This is a genomic window from Nocardioides fonticola, assembly GCF_039536805.1.
In the GTDB taxonomy this organism is placed as follows: Bacteria; Actinomycetota; Actinomycetes; order Propionibacteriales; family Nocardioidaceae; genus Nocardioides; species Nocardioides fonticola.
The window spans coordinates 235,962-251,466 of record NZ_BAAAZH010000010.1 but is presented as its reverse complement, the minus strand read 5'-3'; the positions used below and the strand labels follow the sequence as shown (position 1 = coordinate 251,466).

Genomic DNA, 15,505 nt, shown 5'->3' with positions numbered 1-15,505 from the left:
GCGAGGTGACCGAGGAAACATCCGCACCCACTGGTCAGGCTCGCACCGTCGGCACCCCGTCGGTCATCCACGAGGGACTGCCCACCCAGCTGCCCGACATCGACCCTGACGAGACCCAGGACTGGCTCGCCTCCTTCGACGCCCTCATCGACGAGCGCGGCCGCTCCCGCGCCCGCTACGTGATGCTGCGTCTCCTGGAGCGTGCGCGCGAGCAGGCCGTCGGCGTCCCCGCGCTGCGCAGCACCGACTACATCAACACCATCCCGCCCGAGCGCGAGCCGTGGTTCCCCGGCGATGAGGACGTCGAGCGCCGCATCCGCGCGTTCATCCGGTGGAACGCCGCGGTGATGGTCTCCAGCGCCAACCGCAAGGGCCTGGAGGTCGGCGGCCACATCGCCACCTACCAGTCCTCGGCGAGCCTGTACGAGGTCGGCTTCAACCACTTCTTCCGCGGCAAGGACCACCCCGGCGGGGGCGACCAGATCTACATCCAGGGCCACGCCTCCCCCGGCATCTACGCCCGGGCGTACCTCGAGGGCCGCCTGACCGAGGAGCAGCTGTTCCGGTTCCGCCAGGAGGTGCAGCACGGCGCCCACGCCGGCCTCTCCTCCTACCCGCACCCGCGCCTCATGCCGGACTTCTGGGAGTTCCCCACCGTCTCCATGGGCCTGACGGGCATCAACTCGATCTACCAGGCGCGGTTCAACCGCTACCTGCAGAACCGCGGCATCAAGGACACCAGCCAGCAGCACGTGTGGGCCTTCCTCGGCGACGGCGAGATGGCCGAGCCGGAGTCGCTCGGCGCGATCCGCATCGCCGCCCGTGAGGAGCTCGACAACCTCACCTGGGTCATCAACTGCAACCTCCAGCAGCTCGACGGCCCGGTCACCGGCAACGGCAAGATCATCCAGGAGCTCGAGGCCAACTTCCGCGGCGCGGGCTGGAACGTCATCAAGGTCGTGTGGGGTCGCGAGTGGGACGCCCTGCTCGCCCGCGACGTCGACGGCGTCCTGGTCAACAAGATGAACTCCACGCCGGACGGCGCGTTCCAGACCTTCTCGGTCGAGTCCGGCGCCTACAACCGCGAGCACTTCTTCGGCCCCGACCCGCGCCTGCGGGCGATGGTCGAGCACATGAGCGACCGGCAGATCGAGAAGCTGCCGCGCGGCGGCCACGACTACCGCAAGGTCTACGCGGCCTTCGACGCCGCCACCAAGCACGTCGGCCAGCCGACGGTGATCCTGGCGCACACGGTGAAGGGGTGGACGATCGACGCCCTCGAGGGCAAGAACGCCACCCACCAGATGAAGAAGCTGACCAAGGACGACCTGCGCAAGTTCCGCGACCGGCTCTACCTGCCGATCAGCGACCGCGACCTCGAGGCCGCCTACGACGCCACCGGCACCGCGCCGTTCTTCCACCCCGGCGCCGACTCCCCCGAGATCGAGTACATGCTCGAGCGCCGGCGGGCGCTGGGCGGTTCGCTCCCCCAGCGCGTCAACCGCTCGAAGCCGCTGACGCTGCCGGGCGACGCGATGTACGACGAGCTGAAGAAGGGCGCGGGCAGCCACAAGGTCGCCACGACGATGGCCGTCGTCCGGCTCCTGAAGGACTGGATGAAGGACCCCGAGATCGGACGCCGCGTGGTGCCGATCGCGCCCGACGAGTACCGCACGTTCGGTATGGACTCCATGTTCCCGAGCGCGAAGGTCTACGACCCGCACGGCCAGAACTTCGACTCCGTCGACCGCAACATGCTGCTGTCGTACAAGATGTCGGCCCAGGGCCAGATGCTCCACGAGGGCATCTCGGAGGCCGGGGCGATGGCCTCGGCGATCGCGGCGGGGTCGTCGTACTCCACGCACGGCGAGCCGATGATCCCCTTCTACATCTTCTACTCGATGTTCGGCTTCCAGCGCACCGGCGACTCGATCTGGGCGATGGCCGACCAGCTCTCGCGCGGCTTCCTGGTGGGGGCGACCGCCGGTCGCACCACGCTGACCGGCGAGGGCCTGCAGCACGCCGACGGCCACTCGCCGCTCATCGCGGCGACCAACCCGGCCGTCGTCCACTACGACCCGGCGTTCGGCTACGAGATCGCCCACATCATGCGGGCCGGGCTCGAGCGCATGTACGGCTCGAGCGAGGCGCACCCGCAGGGCGAGGACGTCATCTACTACCTCACCGTCTACAACGAGCCGGTCGACCAGCCGGCCGAGCCGGCCGGGGTCGACGTCGAGGGCATCCTGCGCGGCCTGCACCGCGTCGGCGCCGCCGAGGGTGACGGTCCGAAGGTGCAGCTGCTCGCCTCGGGCGTCGGACTGCCGTGGATCACCGAGGCCGCCCGCCTGCTCCGTGAGGAGTGGGGCGTGCAGGCCGACCTGTGGTCGGTCACCTCGTGGAACGAGCTGGCCCGCGACGCCATCGCCACCGAGCAGTGGAACCTGCTGCACCCGGGCGAGGCGCCGCGCACTCCGTACGTCACCACCAAGCTGGGCGGCATCGACGGCCCCGTCGTCGCGGTCTCGGACTTCATGCGCGCCGTGCCGCTGCAGATCGCCCGCTGGGTGCCGGCCGACTACCGGGTGCTCGGTGCCGACGGGTTCGGTTTCGCCGACACCCGCCCGGCCGCGCGCCGGTACTTCCAGATCGACGCGCAGAGCGTGGTCGTGCAGACCCTCCAGGCGCTCGCCGAGGCCGGCGAGATCGACCCGGCCCTGGTCGAGAAGGCGTCGGCGGCGTACCGCATCGACGACCCCACCGCGGTGGCCGGCGTCAAGCAGGAGGGCGGCGACGCCTGATCCGGACGCACCCGTCCCACCGACGGCCCCGACGTCCTCGTCGGGGCCGTCGGCGTTCGACCTGCGGCCCGCACGCCGTCACCGCCGATTCACGTCGCCTCCCTACGCTGCGCCCGTGATCATCGGCGACGTCCGTGCCCATATCGACCGCCTGCTGCTCGAGGGCCACACGATCGGCGAGGACCATGACGACGACCCGATCCTCATCGATCCGCAGGGCAACGCCGTCGACACGTGGCGGGAGAACTACCCCTACACCGAACGTCTCGACCGCCACGTCTACGACGAGCAGAAGTACCAGCTCCAGGTCGAGCTGCTGAAGTTCCAGACCTGGCAGCAGCGCACCGGCGCCCGGCACTTGATCCTCTTCGAGGGCCGCGACGCCGCCGGCAAGGGCGGCACCATCAAGCGGTTCATGGAGCACCTCAATCCGCGCCACGCGCGGACGGTCGCGCTGGTCAAGCCGTCGGAGCGCGAGGCCAGCCAGTGGTACTTCCAGCGCTACGTCCAGCACCTGCCGGCGGCCGGCGAGCTCGTGCTCTTCGACCGTTCCTGGTACAACCGCGCCGGCGTCGAGCGGGTGATGGGCTTCGCCTCCGAGGACGAGTACGAGACCTTCATGGGCCAGGCGCCGATCGTGGAGAAGATGCTCGTCGACGCCGGGATCTCGGTCACCAAGTTCTGGTTCTCCGTCACCCGGTCCGAGCAGCGCACCCGCTTCATCATCCGGCAGATCGACCCGGTGCGGCAGTGGAAGCTCTCCCCGATGGACCTGGAGTCCCTCGACAGGTGGGAGGCCTACACCGCGGCCAAGGAGGAGATGTTCCGGCGCACCGACACCAAGGCCGCGCCGTGGACGACCATCAAGTCCAACGACAAGAAGCGCGCGCGGATCAACGCGATGCGCTACTTCCTCTCCCAGTTCGACTACGACGGGAAGGACGACGAGGTCGTCGGGGAGCCCGACCCGCTCATCGTCCAGCGCGGCAAGAAGGCCGTCGGCGACTGACAGCCGGATCCAGCCCGGATCCAGCCCGGATCCGGCCGGACTCAGGCGATGGTGAGGGAGCGACCGCCGTGCCGCTCGCTGACCTCGCGGGCGACCTGCGGGATCGGCGCGGAGGCGCCGTTGCGCAGCAGCGCACGCCACCGCGCGCGGCTGTAGACCGCGGGCTGCGTGGACTGCACGAAGTCGGTGAGCAGGGTGACGAAGCGCTGCGGGTGGTCCTTGTGCGGGAAGTGGCCGGCGTCTGCGATCACCTCCACCCGCGCCTTCGGCGCGATGCGGGCCGCGGTGTCGGCGTGCCTGACCGGCAGCACCTGGTCGTCGCGGCCCCAGATGACGCACATCGGCATGGCCTCGGTCAGGTAGGCGCGGTCGGCCATCGTGACGATCTGGCCGCGCCAGTCGACGACCGCACGCACCACGTGCCGGATGGCCGCGCGGGCGGCCGGGTCGGCGAAGCTGTCGACGATGTCGGCGACCTCGTCGAGGTCGTGGGTGTACTTCGAGGGCAGGTGCGAGAGCGCACGCAGCGCGCCGGTGTTGACCTGCCGGACGCCGGGCAGGGTGGCCAGGCCCATCGCCTGGTGGAACCCGGGCGAGGCGATCGCGCGGATAGCGGGGGTGACCTCGGGGCCGAGACCGCCGGAGGCGACGAGCACCATCCGCTCGGTGCGCTCGGGGAACTGGTAGGCGAACTGCATCGCGACGCCGCCGCCGAAGCTGTGGCCGACGACGGTGACCTTGTCGATGCCGAGCACCGTGAGCAGGTCGCGCATGCCGTTGGCGTAGCCGCCGAGGGTGTAGTCGGCCCGCGGCTTGGCCGACTGCCCGTGACCGAGCAGGTCGGGGGCGATGACGGTGAAGCGCTGGGCGAGGGCGTCGATCACCGGCTCCCACGTGGTGTGGTCGCAGGCCAGACCGTGGAGCAGGAGGAGCGCCGGCCCCTGACCGACCTTGACGTATGCGCGCCGGTGACCGTGCAGGGTGACGAACTGGACCTCGTGCGTGGCCTCGGGGGGCGTTGCGGACACCGGTGCTCCTGACGTCGATTGGCGATCATTGAATCGCCAAATGCCCCGTGGATGTTGGGGTTTCAACGATTGGACCCGATGGTCCGACGCTGGGGCAGCGTTGTCACCGCAGCGTTGCGCCCCCGTTGCGAACACGTGTCCTCCTCACCCGGTCGGTGCGGGCGAGGACTAGGGTGCGAGTGTGCCGCGAGCCGCCCGGACAGCCGACACCGCCCGCAGTCGGGCGGCCGCGACCCTGCGCCGCTCCGCCGGTGCGCTCAGCACGGCCGCGACCGCCGAGATGGAGGCCACCCTCCCCTGGTACCGCGAGCTCAGCGCCGAGGAGCGCTCCTGGGTCGGGATGATCCTGCAGGCCGGCGTCCGGGGCTTCGTCGACTGGTACGGCACGGCCGGCGAGGCGGGGCCCGACGGCCACCCGCGTCCGCGCCTGGAGGCTCCGGCCGAGGGCACCGCGCTGGCGGCCTCGGTCTTCGGCGTCGCCCCACGTGCGCTCGCCGGCGTCATCAGCCTCCAGCAGACCGTCGCCCTGGTCCGGGCCGCCTTCGAGGCCGTCGATGCGAACGTCGATTCGCTGCTGGAACCCGAGGGGGCAGCAGACGTCCGCAGCGCCCTGGCGCGCTACTCCCGGGAGGTCGCCTTCGCGACCGCGGAGGTCTACGCCCGCGCCGCGGAGGCCCGGGGCGCCTGGGACGCCCGCCTGGAGGCACTCGTCGTCGACGCCGTGCTGCGCGCGGAGGCCGACGAGGCGGTGCTCGGCCGGGCCAGCGCGCTGGGCTGGACCGCCCAGGAGCGGGTGCTGGTGGTCATCGGCCCGGTGCCGCGACGTCGCAGCGAGGCCGATCTCTTCGAGGACGTGCGCCGGGTCGCCCGCGCCCACGAGGCCGACACGCTCTGCGCCGTCCAGGGCGACCGGCTCGTCGTCCTGCTCGGCGGGGTGGAGGCGGACTCCCCCGCGCTCGGTGCCGTCGGCGAGCTGTTCGGCGACGGACCGGTCGTCAGCGGACCGACCGCCGAGTCGCTCGCCACCGCGCACCTCTCGGCCCGGGCGGCACTGGCCGGGCTGCGGGCGGCACCGGGATGGCCCGACGCCCCGCGTCCGGTCGCCGCCACCGACCTGCTGCCCGAACGGGTGCTCGCCGGCGACGGCCACGCCCGCCGGCATCTGGTCGAGGAGATCTACCTCCCGCTGGCGCAGGGCCGCGGCGCCCTGGTCGAGACCCTGGCCGCCTACCTCGACTCCGGAGGCTCCCTGGAGGCGACCGGACGCCGATTGTTCATCCACCCCAACACCGTCCGTTACCGCCTGCGGCAGGTGGCGGACCTCACAGGACTGCATCCGGCCCGTCCCCGTGAGGCATTCACGCTCCAGATCGCGCTCGCGCTGGGACGGCAGTCCGGCCGCCCCAGCAGCCAGGAATTGTAGGAACCCTCCAAAGATCCGGCAGCGAGTTTCGTGCGCGCCGGACCTGAGCACCGCCGTCCGACGACGGCAGCATGGTGCCCGTGCTCGTGATCGTCGCCCCCGGACAAGGCGCCCAGTCGCCCGGCTTCCTCACCCCCTGGCTGGAGGACCCGGTCTTCGCCGCGCGCTTCGCCTGGCTCTCCAGCGTCGCCGGCCTCGACCTCGCCCACTACGGCACCGAGGCCGACGCCGAGACCATCCGCGACACCCGCATCGCCCAGCCGCTGCTGGTCGCGACGGGACTCGTGGCCGCCCTGCGGCTCTTCCCGCACCCCGGCGACTTCTTCGACCGCATCGGCGCGGTCGCCGGCCACTCCGTCGGCGAGATCGGGGTCGCCGCCGGCGCCCGGGCCATCACCGCCGAGCAGGCCATGGTGCTGGTGCGCGAACGCGGCAACGCGATGGCCGAGGCCGCCGCTACCACCGCCACCGGCATGACCGCGGTGCTCGGCGGCGACCGCGAGGAGGTGCTCGCCGCGATCGAGCGGCACGGCCTCACCGCCGCCAACGACAACGGCCCCGGCCAGATCGTCGCCGCGGGCACCCTCGAGCAGCTCGCCGCCTTCAAGGACGACGCCCCCGCCAAGGCCCGCCTGATGCCGCTCTCGGTGGCCGGCGCGTTCCACACCCACCACATGCAGCCCGCCGTCGCGCACCTCGAGACCCTCGCGCGCGCCGTGTCGACCCACGACCCGCGCACGCGCGTCATCTCCAACCGCGACGGCCAGGTCGTGCACGACGGCCGCGAGGTGCTGGCCCGGATCATCGGCCAGATCGCCTCGCCGGTGCGGTGGGACCTGTGCATGGAGACCATGGCCGACCTCGGCGTCACCGGCGTCCTGGAGATGCCGCCGGCCGGCACCCTGACCGGCATCATCAAGCGCGCCCTGCCCGGGGTGGAGACCTTCGCCCTCAAGACCCCCGACCAGGTCGACGCCGCCCGCGAGTTCTGCGAGAAGCACGGCGAGGCCTCCGGTCTCGACCTCACGCCGACCTGGCGGATGGTCGTCTCGCCCGCCAAGGGCACCTTCCGCCTCGACGCCGAGGCCGCCGAGCTCGACGTGCTGCGCGCCGGTGCCGCCATCGGCGCGGTCGCCAGCCTGCGCGACGAGATCAGCGTGACCGCCGCGCACGGCGGCCAGGTCGTCGAATGGCTCGTCGAGGACGGCGACCCGGTGGCCCCCGGCCAGCCGCTGCTGCGCCTGCACCCCGAGGGCGCCGCGTGACGGCCGAGCCCAGCGGGACGGCGTCCCACGCGCGCATCCTCGGGATCGGCGCCTACCGGCCCTCGGTCGTCGTCCCGAACTCCGACATCGTCGGACGCATCGACTCCAGCGACGAATGGGTCCAGCAGCGCTCGGGCATCAAGGAGCGGCGCTGGGCCGCCCCCGAGGAGACCGCCCGCTCGATGGGCGTCGCGGCCGCCGAGCAGGCGCTCGTGCGTGCCGGACTCGACGCCCGCCAGATCGACTGCGTCGTGGTGGCCACCATCAGCCACTTCATGCAGACCCCGGCCCTGGCCACCCTCATCGCCCACGACCTCGGCACCGAGCAGCCCGCCGCCTTCGACATCTCCGCGGCCTGCGCCGGCTTCAGCCACGGCATCGCCCTCGCGAACGACCTCGTGCGCGGCGGCTCGGCGCGCCACGTGCTCGTCATCGGCGTCGAGCGGCTCTCCGAGATCACCGACCCCGACGACCGCGGCTCGGCGTTCATCTTCGCCGACGGCGCGGGCGCCGCGATCGTCGGCCCGAGCCGCACCCCAGGCATCTTCCCCGTGGTGTGGGGCTCGGACGGCGAGCAGTACGACCTCATCCGCCAGCGCGACGACTGGCGCGACGTCATCACCTCCGAGACGCCGTCCATGCCCTACCTGCAGATGCAGGGCAACGCGGTCTTCCGGTGGGCGAGCTTCGCGATGGCCAAGGTCGGCCTCCAGGCCCTCGACCGCGCCGGCATCACCGTCGACGAACTCGACTGCTTCGTGCCCCACCAGGCCAACATGCGCATCACCGACGCCATGGCCCGCTCGATGAAGCTGCCCGACACCGTGCGCATCGCCCGCGACATCGCCGAGCAGGGCAACACCTCGGCGGCCTCCATCCCGCTCGCCCTCGACCGCATGTACGCCGACGGCGAGGCCCGCACCGGCGACCACGCCCTGCTCATCGCCTTCGGCGCCGGCCTCGCCTACGCGGCGCAGGTCGTCGTCCTGCCCTGACCCTGCACTCAGCCCGATCCACCACCGGCATCCGCCACCTCACAGAAGAAGGAACAGATATGCCCAGCACCGAAGAGATCCGCTCCAGCCTCGCCGAGATCGTCAACGAGGTCGCGGGTGTCGACGTCGACGACGTCCAGCTCGACAAGTCCTTCGTCGACGACCTCGAGGTCGACTCGCTCTCGATGGTCGAGGTCGTCGTGGCCGCCGAGGAGAAGTTCGGCGTGACGATCCCCGACGACGAGGTCAAGAACCTCAAGACCGTCGGCGACGCCGTCGCCTACATCGAGCGCGCCGCGGCCTGACGCCGTCCGCTCCCTCAGCACCCCTCGGGCATCGGCCCGACCCACTCCTCGGAAGGTCTTCGCACTCATGAGCCGCACGCGCGTCGTCGTCACCGGACTCGGCACCACCAGCCCGCTGGGCGGTGATGTCGTCAGCACCTGGGAAGGCATGCTCGCCGGACGCTCGGGCGTGCGCGCCCTCACCGAGGAGTGGGCGGCCGAGCTGGCCGTCAAGATCGCCGGCCGCGTCGCCGTCGAGCCCACCGAGGTGCTCGAGCGGGTCAAGGCCCGCCGCCTCGACCGCACCTCGCAGTTCGCGATGGTCGCGGCCATGGAGGCGTGGGCCGACGCCGGCCTCGACGGCGCCGTCGGCGAGGGCGGGCTGGACGGCGAGCGCGTCGGCGTCGCCCTGGCCTCCGGCATCGGCGGGGTCACCACCCTGCTGGAGAACTACGACGTCCTGAAGGAGAAGGGGCCGCGCCGGGTCTCGCCCCTCGCCGTCCCGATGCTCATGCCCAACGCGCCCGCGGCGAACGTGAGCCTGCACCTCGGCGCGAAGGCCGGGGCGTTCACGCCGGTCTCGGCCTGCGCCTCGGGCAACGAGGGCATCGCGCTGGCACTCGACCAGATCCGTCTGGGCCGGGCCGACGTCATGGTGGCCGGCGGCACCGAGGCCGCGGTGCACCCGCTGCCGATGGCCGCCTTCGCCAACATGATGGCGCTCTCGAAGAACCCCGGCGACCCCACCACCGTCTCGCGCCCCTGGGACACCGGACGCGACGGCTTCGTGCTCGGCGAGGGTGCCGGCGTCCTGGTGCTGGAGTCGCTGGAGCACGCCCAGGCGCGCGGCGCCCGCATCTACGCAGAGCTGCTCGGCGCGGGCATCACCTCCGACGCCCACGACATCGCCCAGCCCGACCCCGCCGGTCGCGGCGGCTCGCGGGCGATCCGCCGGGCCCTCGCCGACGCCGACATCGACGCCTCCGCGATCGCCCACGTCAACGCCCACGCGACCTCGACCCCGCAGGGCGACATCGCCGAGGGCCTCATGCTGCACGCCACCCTCGGGGCGCACGTCTCCGACGTCGTCGTCACCAGCACCAAGTCGATGACCGGCCACCTGCTCGGCGGCGCCGGCGCCCTGGAGGCCATCGCCACCGTGCTGGCGCTCCACCACCGCGTCAGCCCGCCCACGATCAACCTCGACGAGCAGGACCCCCAGGTCGAGCTCGACATCGCCATCAAGCCGCGCGACCTCCCGGTCGGCGACATCGCGGCCCTCAACAACTCCTTCGGCTTCGGCGGCGCGAACGTCGCCGTCGTCTTCGGCAGCGTCTGATCCCGGGAGGGAACCCCATGACCGCCACCGTGAACGCACCCGCTCCGGCCGCCGCAGCCAAGCCGCCGCGCGAGGACGACCCGCGCCACCCGCTGCACCGTCTCGCCGCGCTGCTCGACCCCGGCACGCTCGAGCTCATCAGCCCGGTCGACGACTCCGGCATGATCGCCGCGGTCGGCGCCGTGCGGGGCACCCGCGTGGTCGCCTTCTGCTCCGACCCGACCGTCATGGGCGGCGCGATGGGCGATGTCGGCTGCCGCGTCGTCGTCGACGCCTACCACCGGGCGCTCATCGAGCGGGTGCCGATCATCGGGCTGTGGCACTCCGGCGGCGCCCGGCTCGCCGAGGGCGTGCTCAGCCTGCACGCCGTCGGCCGCATCTTCCAGGTGATGACCCAGGCCTCCGGCGTCGTCCCGCAGATCTCGGTGGTGCTCGGCCCCGCCGCCGGCGGCGCCGCCTACGGGCCGGCGCTCACCGACGTGGTGATCCTCGGGCCCGAGGGCCGCATCTTCGTCACCGGCCCCGACGTCGTCCGCTCGGTCACCGGCGAGGACGTCGACATGCTGCGCCTCGGCGGCCCCGAGCCCCACGGGCGCCGTTCGGGCGTCGTCCACATCCTCACCGACACCGAGGCCGAGGCCCTCGAGCGGGCGCGGGTGACGGCGTCCCTGCTGGGCTCGCAGGGCGACCTGCGGCTCGCCGACGTCGACGACCGCGACCTCGAGGCGCTGCTGCCGGAGTCGAAGAAGCGCGCCTACGACGTGCACCCGCTGGTCGAGACGATCCTCGACGAGGGCACCGCCCAGGAGCTCCACGCCCGCTGGGCCCCCAACATCGTCACCGCCCTGGGCCGCTTCGGCGGACGCACCGTCGGCGTCGTGGCGAACAACCCGCTGCGGCTCGGCGGCTGCCTCGACTCCGCCTCGGCCGAGAAGGCCTCGCGGTTCGTGCGCATGTGCGACGCGTTCGGCGTCCCGCTCATCGTGGTCGTCGACGTGCCCGGCTACCTGCCCGGCGTCGGCCAGGAATGGGACGGCGTGGTGCGTCGCGGCGCGAAGCTGCTGCACGCCTTCGGCGAGTGCGTCGTCCCCCGCATCACGCTGGTGACCCGCAAGACCTACGGCGGCGCCTACATCGCCATGAACGCCCGCTCGCTGGGCGCCACCAAGGTGTTCGCCTGGCCGGGCGCCGAGGTCGCCGTCATGGGCGCCGTGGCCGCCGTCCGCATCCTGCACCGGCGCAAGCTCGCCGAGGTCGCCCCCGAGCTGCGGGCCGCCGTCGAGGCCGAGCTCGCCGCCGAGCACGAGCGCATCGCGGGCGGCGTCGACAAGGCGGTCGAGATCGGCGTCGTCGACGAGGTCGTCTCCCCCACCGCGACCCGCAGCACGCTCGCGCGGGCGCTGGTCGAGGCCGTGCAGACCGAGGGCGTGCGCCGCGGGGCGCACGGGAACATCCCGCTCTAGGGCGGGCCGGGGCGCCGCCACCGCACCACCACGCCACGCTCGGCCCGGCGGCGGCCGAGGTCGACCCAGTCGGCCTCCTCCAGGAGCCGGTCGGCCTGGTCGAGGTCGGCGAGCTGCAACAGCAGGTCGCCGTCCTCGGCGAGATGGTGCGCGGCGACCGCCAAACAGGCGCGCGCCACGTCGAGGCCGTCGGCTCCGCCGTCGATCGCACGCGGGGGGTCCTCGGGCCAGGCCGCGATCGCCGGCGTCGGCAGGTAGGGCGGGTCGGCGATGACGATCGGGAACCGCTCGTCGGCGTCCAGGACGCCGCACAGGTCGCCCTCGCGCACCTCGACCCGATCAGCCAGGCCCGCGGCCGTCGCGTTCGCCCGCAGGTAGTCGCAGGCCACCGCGTCGACCTCCACGGCCACCAGCGAGCGGCCCGAGAGCACGGCCGCGAGCAGCCCGATGTGGCCGGCACCGCTGCACAGCTCCAGGAGCCGACCCTCCGGTGCAGCCTCGGCGATCTCGGCGGCCCATCGCGACTGGATCTCGGTCCACGGGCGCGGGGTGAGGACGCGATGGTCGAAGGCGATCCGCAGCCCGCCGAAGCCCGTCGTCCTCATCGGGGACGCCGCTCGTCGGGCAGCAGCACGTGGGTGCCGTCGCACCACGGCAGCTCCGCCGACCGCAGACACCGGCAGATCGCCGAGACCGGACGCCGGGTCTCGTGCGTCCGCCCCTCGGCGTCCTGGACGACGTGGTCGCCGCGCAGCAGCATCGGCCCGCCCGGGCACAGGACGACGTCGGGGGTCCTCACGCGCCCTCCACCCCCCAGCGGTCGAACTGGGCGGCGGCGAACCGGGCCTCGAGGTCGAGGCAGGTGAAGGCGCCGAAGAGGACGTCGTCGCGCAGCTCGGGCTGCTCCTCCACCAGCGCCGCGCACACGAAGCGCAGCGCCAGCTGGTCGTGCACGCTGTCGGCCTCGACGTGCTCGCGGTAGTACCCGACGACGGCCTCGCCCAGACCGAGCCGGGCGAGTCCCTGCGCCAGGCGGCGGGAGGGCACCGAGCTGGTGGCCTCGAACGCCGCGAAGTGGCCGGCGGCCGCTCCGCGCAACCGCCGGCGCATCCCGAACAGCGACACCGCGTTGTTCTGCTCCAGCACCTCCAGCGGCGCCTCGTCGAGGTAGGCGCCGTACTCCGAGCGCAGACCGGCGCCCTCCAGCCCCGAGGCGAACAGCGCGTGGTGGAGCCGCTCCGGGCGCCCGCCGCCGTACTCGTCGTACTGGATCTCGGCGAGGGCCGCCTTCGCCCGGGTCGGGAGCCGCGGCACCAGCCACGCGGTCGGGTCGGCCTCCTTGAGGTGGTAGATCGAACGCATCCGCAGCAGCTCGCGGGCCTGCTCGGCGTCGGCGCGCGACTGCACGAACCGCGCCATCGAGGGGCCCTCGTGGGTCTCGATCAGCTCGATGAGGGCTGCGACCACGTCGTCCGCGGCACCCGGCTCGACACCCATCTCGGCCCGGGAGCGCCGCTCGGCGTCCCACCGCGACCGCAGGCGCGCCTCGAGGTCGCGCTCGAGCACGCGGCGCACCCGGGCGACCTCGGGGTCGCTCTCCGGATCGCTCGCGGCGTCGTCGGCGACGTCCTCGAAGCCGCGGTAGGACAGCTCGTGCAGCACCCAGAGCACCGAGGCGGCGTCCTCGGGGTCGGCGGCACGCACCTCCTCGTCGGCCGGGAGCTGCCGGGGCATCTCGACGAGCCGGTCGAAGACCTCCACGCCCAGGCGGCCGCGGGGTTTGGGCAGCCGCATCAGGCCACCGTCCCGCGTGCCCACACCCGATGCTCGGCCAGCAGATCGAGCACCGCGGCCGCAGCCTCTGCTGGGTCTGCGGCCGTCACCACGCCGACGTCGTCGCCGACCAGGGTGAGCAACTCCTCCGCACCCGCTCCCCAGGCGCCGAGCGCCTTGAGGTGGCGGTGGGCCTCCCCCAGCAGCCGGGCGTACCGGGCGTCACCGGCGACGGCCGGCGGGTCGGCCACCACCAGCGCATCGAACTCCACCGAGCGCGCCGTGTGCAGCGTGTGGTCGGCGACGGGTTCGGTGCCCTGCGGGGGCAGCGCACCGTCGGGGACGACGAGGAGCGCGGTGACGCCGTCGGCCTCCAGGGCCGCACGGACGGCGTCCCACTCGGCATCGGCGCCCCGCCGGGTCGGATCGAGGACGACGCCCACACGACGACCCGCGACGGGCCAGCGGCGGCCGAGTTGGGAGAGCGCCGGGCTGAGCACCACCTCGGGGGCCGAGTCCCCCTCGGTCGGCTCGGGGGCGGGAAGGCCCAACCCTGCCGCGACCCGGGCACCGAGCTCGGTGTCGATCACGGCCAGCTGGGCGGCCTGACGCGCGACGATCGTCTGGTCGAGGCACTTGCCGAGCTCGAAGCAGTAGGCCTCGACCACATGGTCCTGCTCGACCGGGTCCAGGCTCGCCCAGAACATGCGCGGCTGGGTGAGGTGGTCCTCGAACGAGATCGGGTTCGCCCGCACGCGGTGACCGGCCGGGATCGCCGTCGCCAGATCCTCCAACGCCGGGCCGTCGGCGCCGACGTGCATCGGGCACCCGCCGTCCAGCGAGTTCGGGCGGTACGGCGCGACGCCGGTGTGCACGTCCTGCTGGTGGAATCCGTCGCGCAGCATGTCGTTGACCGGCGCATGCGGCCGGTTGATCGGGAGCTGGTTGAAGTTCGGGCCGCCCAACCGGGTCAGCTGGGTGTCGACGTAGGAGAACAGCCGAGTCTGCAGCAGAGGATCGTCGGTGACGTCGATGCCGGGCACCAGATGACCGACGTGGAAGGCCACCTGCTCGACCTCGGCGAAGAAGTTCCGCGGGCCGCGCTCGAGGGTCAATCGCCCCACCGGCTGCACCGGCGCCCACTCCTCCGGCACGAGCTTGGTGGGGTCCAGCAGGTCGATGCCCTCGAAGAGCTGGTCCTCGGCGTCCGGCATCACCTGCATGCCGAGCTCCCAGGAGGGCAGGGCGCCGGCGGCCAGGGCGTCGTAGAGGTCGCGTCGGTGGAAGTCGGGGTCGATGCCGCCGAGCAGTTGGGCCTCCTCCCACGTGAGGGAGTGGACGCCGAGGTCGGGCTTCCAGTGGAACTTCACCAGCGAGGTCGTGCCGTCCTCGGCCACGACCCGGAAGGTGTGGACGCCGAATCCCTCCATCGTCCGGTAGCTGCGCGGGATGCCGCGGTCGGACATGTTCCAGATCGTGTGGTGCTGGGCCTCGGTGTGCAGCGAGACGAAGTCCCAGAAGGTGTCGTGGGCGCTCTGCGCCTGCGGGATCTCGCGATCGGGGTGCGGCTTGCCGGCGTGGATGACGTCGGGGAACTTGATGCCGTCCTGGATGAAGAAGACCGGGATGTTGTTGCCGACCAGGTCGAAGGTGCCCTCCTCGGTGTAGAACTTCGTCGCGAATCCGCGGGTGTCGCGCACCGTGTCGGCCGATCCCCGCGACCCGAGGACCGTGGAGAACCGCACGAACACCGGCGTCTCGACGCCGGCGGCGAGGAAGGCGGCCCGGCACACCGAGGACGCCGTCCCGTAGGCCTCGAAGGTGCCGTGGGCGCCGGCGCCGCGGGCGTGGACGACGCGCTCGGGGATCCGTTCGTGGTCGAAGTGGGTGATCTTCTCGCGCAGGTGGTGGTCCTGGAGGAGCGTCGGGCCACGTGGGGTGGCCTTGAGCGAGTGGTCGGTGTCGCGCACCGGGACGCCGGTGCTGGTGGTCAGTCGGTCACCCTGCTGGGAGGGGGCTTCGGGATGCATGGGGTCCTCGTCGTCGGGGGTGGACGCCCGCTCGGTGCATGGCGGGCGGTCATGCACCGGTGACCCGTCGCGCCACGAACATGCCGCCCCACCCC

13 protein-coding genes are annotated in these 15,505 nt (G+C 72.6%); 8 read left to right on the top strand and 5 right to left on the bottom strand.

The genetic code is table 11. The features are described from left to right. The first annotated feature begins 65 nt into the window (after positions 1-65). On the top strand, positions 66-2,801 hold the full coding sequence (gene aceE / locus ABD671_RS06445; protein ID WP_425574892.1) for a pyruvate dehydrogenase (acetyl-transferring), homodimeric type: 2,736 nt from the start codon (positions 66-68) through the stop codon (positions 2,799-2,801). Between the two features lie 118 nt (positions 2,802-2,919). Further along, positions 2,920-3,810, top strand: a complete 891-nt coding sequence (gene ppk2, locus ABD671_RS06440; protein WP_344732507.1) for a polyphosphate kinase 2 — start codon at positions 2,920-2,922, stop codon at positions 3,808-3,810. Positions 3,811-3,851: 41 nt separating this feature from the next. On the opposite strand, the gene ABD671_RS06435 is transcribed toward ppk2, so the two are convergent. Next, on the bottom strand, positions 3,852-4,838 hold the full coding sequence (locus tag ABD671_RS06435; RefSeq protein ID WP_344732448.1) for an alpha/beta fold hydrolase: 987 nt from the start codon (positions 4,836-4,838) through the stop codon (positions 3,852-3,854). A 181-nt stretch (positions 4,839-5,019) separates the two neighbouring features. Here ABD671_RS06435 and ABD671_RS06430 point away from each other — a divergent pair, with 181 nt between their 5' ends. The 6 genes from ABD671_RS06430 to ABD671_RS06405 all read left to right on the top strand — a co-directional run bounded on the left by ABD671_RS06430 (position 5,020) and on the right by ABD671_RS06405 (position 11,607). Beyond that, entirely contained in the window at positions 5,020-6,261 is a 1,242-nt protein-coding gene (locus ABD671_RS06430) for a PucR family transcriptional regulator (protein WP_344732446.1), read from the top strand. A gap of 80 nt (positions 6,262-6,341) precedes the next feature. Next, entirely contained in the window at positions 6,342-7,526 is a 1,185-nt protein-coding gene (locus ABD671_RS06425; protein ID WP_344732445.1) for an acyltransferase domain-containing protein, read from the top strand. After that, positions 7,523-8,521: a beta-ketoacyl-ACP synthase III gene (locus ABD671_RS06420; protein ID WP_344732444.1), complete on the top strand. Its 999-nt coding sequence runs from the start codon at positions 7,523-7,525 to the stop codon at positions 8,519-8,521. Before ABD671_RS06425 ends, ABD671_RS06420 begins: the two co-directional genes overlap by 4 nt. A gap of 59 nt (positions 8,522-8,580) precedes the next feature. Then, positions 8,581-8,826: an acyl carrier protein gene (locus ABD671_RS06415; protein WP_344732443.1), complete on the top strand. Its 246-nt coding sequence runs from the start codon at positions 8,581-8,583 to the stop codon at positions 8,824-8,826. 67 nt (positions 8,827-8,893) lie between these two features. Beyond that, a complete protein-coding gene (fabF, locus tag ABD671_RS06410; RefSeq protein WP_344732442.1) occupies positions 8,894-10,144 on the top strand; it encodes a beta-ketoacyl-ACP synthase II in 1,251 nt (416 codons plus the stop codon). Between the two features lie 17 nt (positions 10,145-10,161). After that, positions 10,162-11,607 (top strand): acyl-CoA carboxylase subunit beta, encoded by a 1,446-nt coding sequence (locus tag ABD671_RS06405; protein WP_344732440.1) that lies wholly within the window; start codon positions 10,162-10,164, stop codon positions 11,605-11,607. Here ABD671_RS06405 and ABD671_RS06400 read toward each other — a convergent pair. The 4 genes from ABD671_RS06400 to ABD671_RS06385 are packed head-to-tail and all read right to left on the bottom strand — an operon-like array spanning position 11,604 to position 15,410. After that, positions 11,604-12,212, bottom strand: a complete 609-nt coding sequence (locus tag ABD671_RS06400; protein WP_344732439.1) for a methyltransferase — start codon at positions 12,210-12,212, stop codon at positions 11,604-11,606. The genes ABD671_RS06405 and ABD671_RS06400 overlap by 4 nt on opposite strands. Beyond that, entirely contained in the window at positions 12,209-12,406 is a 198-nt protein-coding gene (locus ABD671_RS06395; protein WP_344732438.1) for a CDGSH iron-sulfur domain-containing protein, read from the bottom strand. The genes ABD671_RS06400 and ABD671_RS06395 overlap by 4 nt, the downstream gene beginning before the upstream one ends. After that, entirely contained in the window at positions 12,403-13,401 is a 999-nt protein-coding gene (locus tag ABD671_RS06390; RefSeq protein ID WP_344732437.1) for an iron-containing redox enzyme family protein, read from the bottom strand. The genes ABD671_RS06395 and ABD671_RS06390 overlap by 4 nt, the downstream gene beginning before the upstream one ends. After that, positions 13,401-15,410: a catalase gene (locus ABD671_RS06385; protein ID WP_344732436.1), complete on the bottom strand. Its 2,010-nt coding sequence runs from the start codon at positions 15,408-15,410 to the stop codon at positions 13,401-13,403. The genes ABD671_RS06390 and ABD671_RS06385 overlap by 1 nt, the downstream gene beginning before the upstream one ends. Between the last annotated feature and the right edge of the window lie 95 nt (positions 15,411-15,505).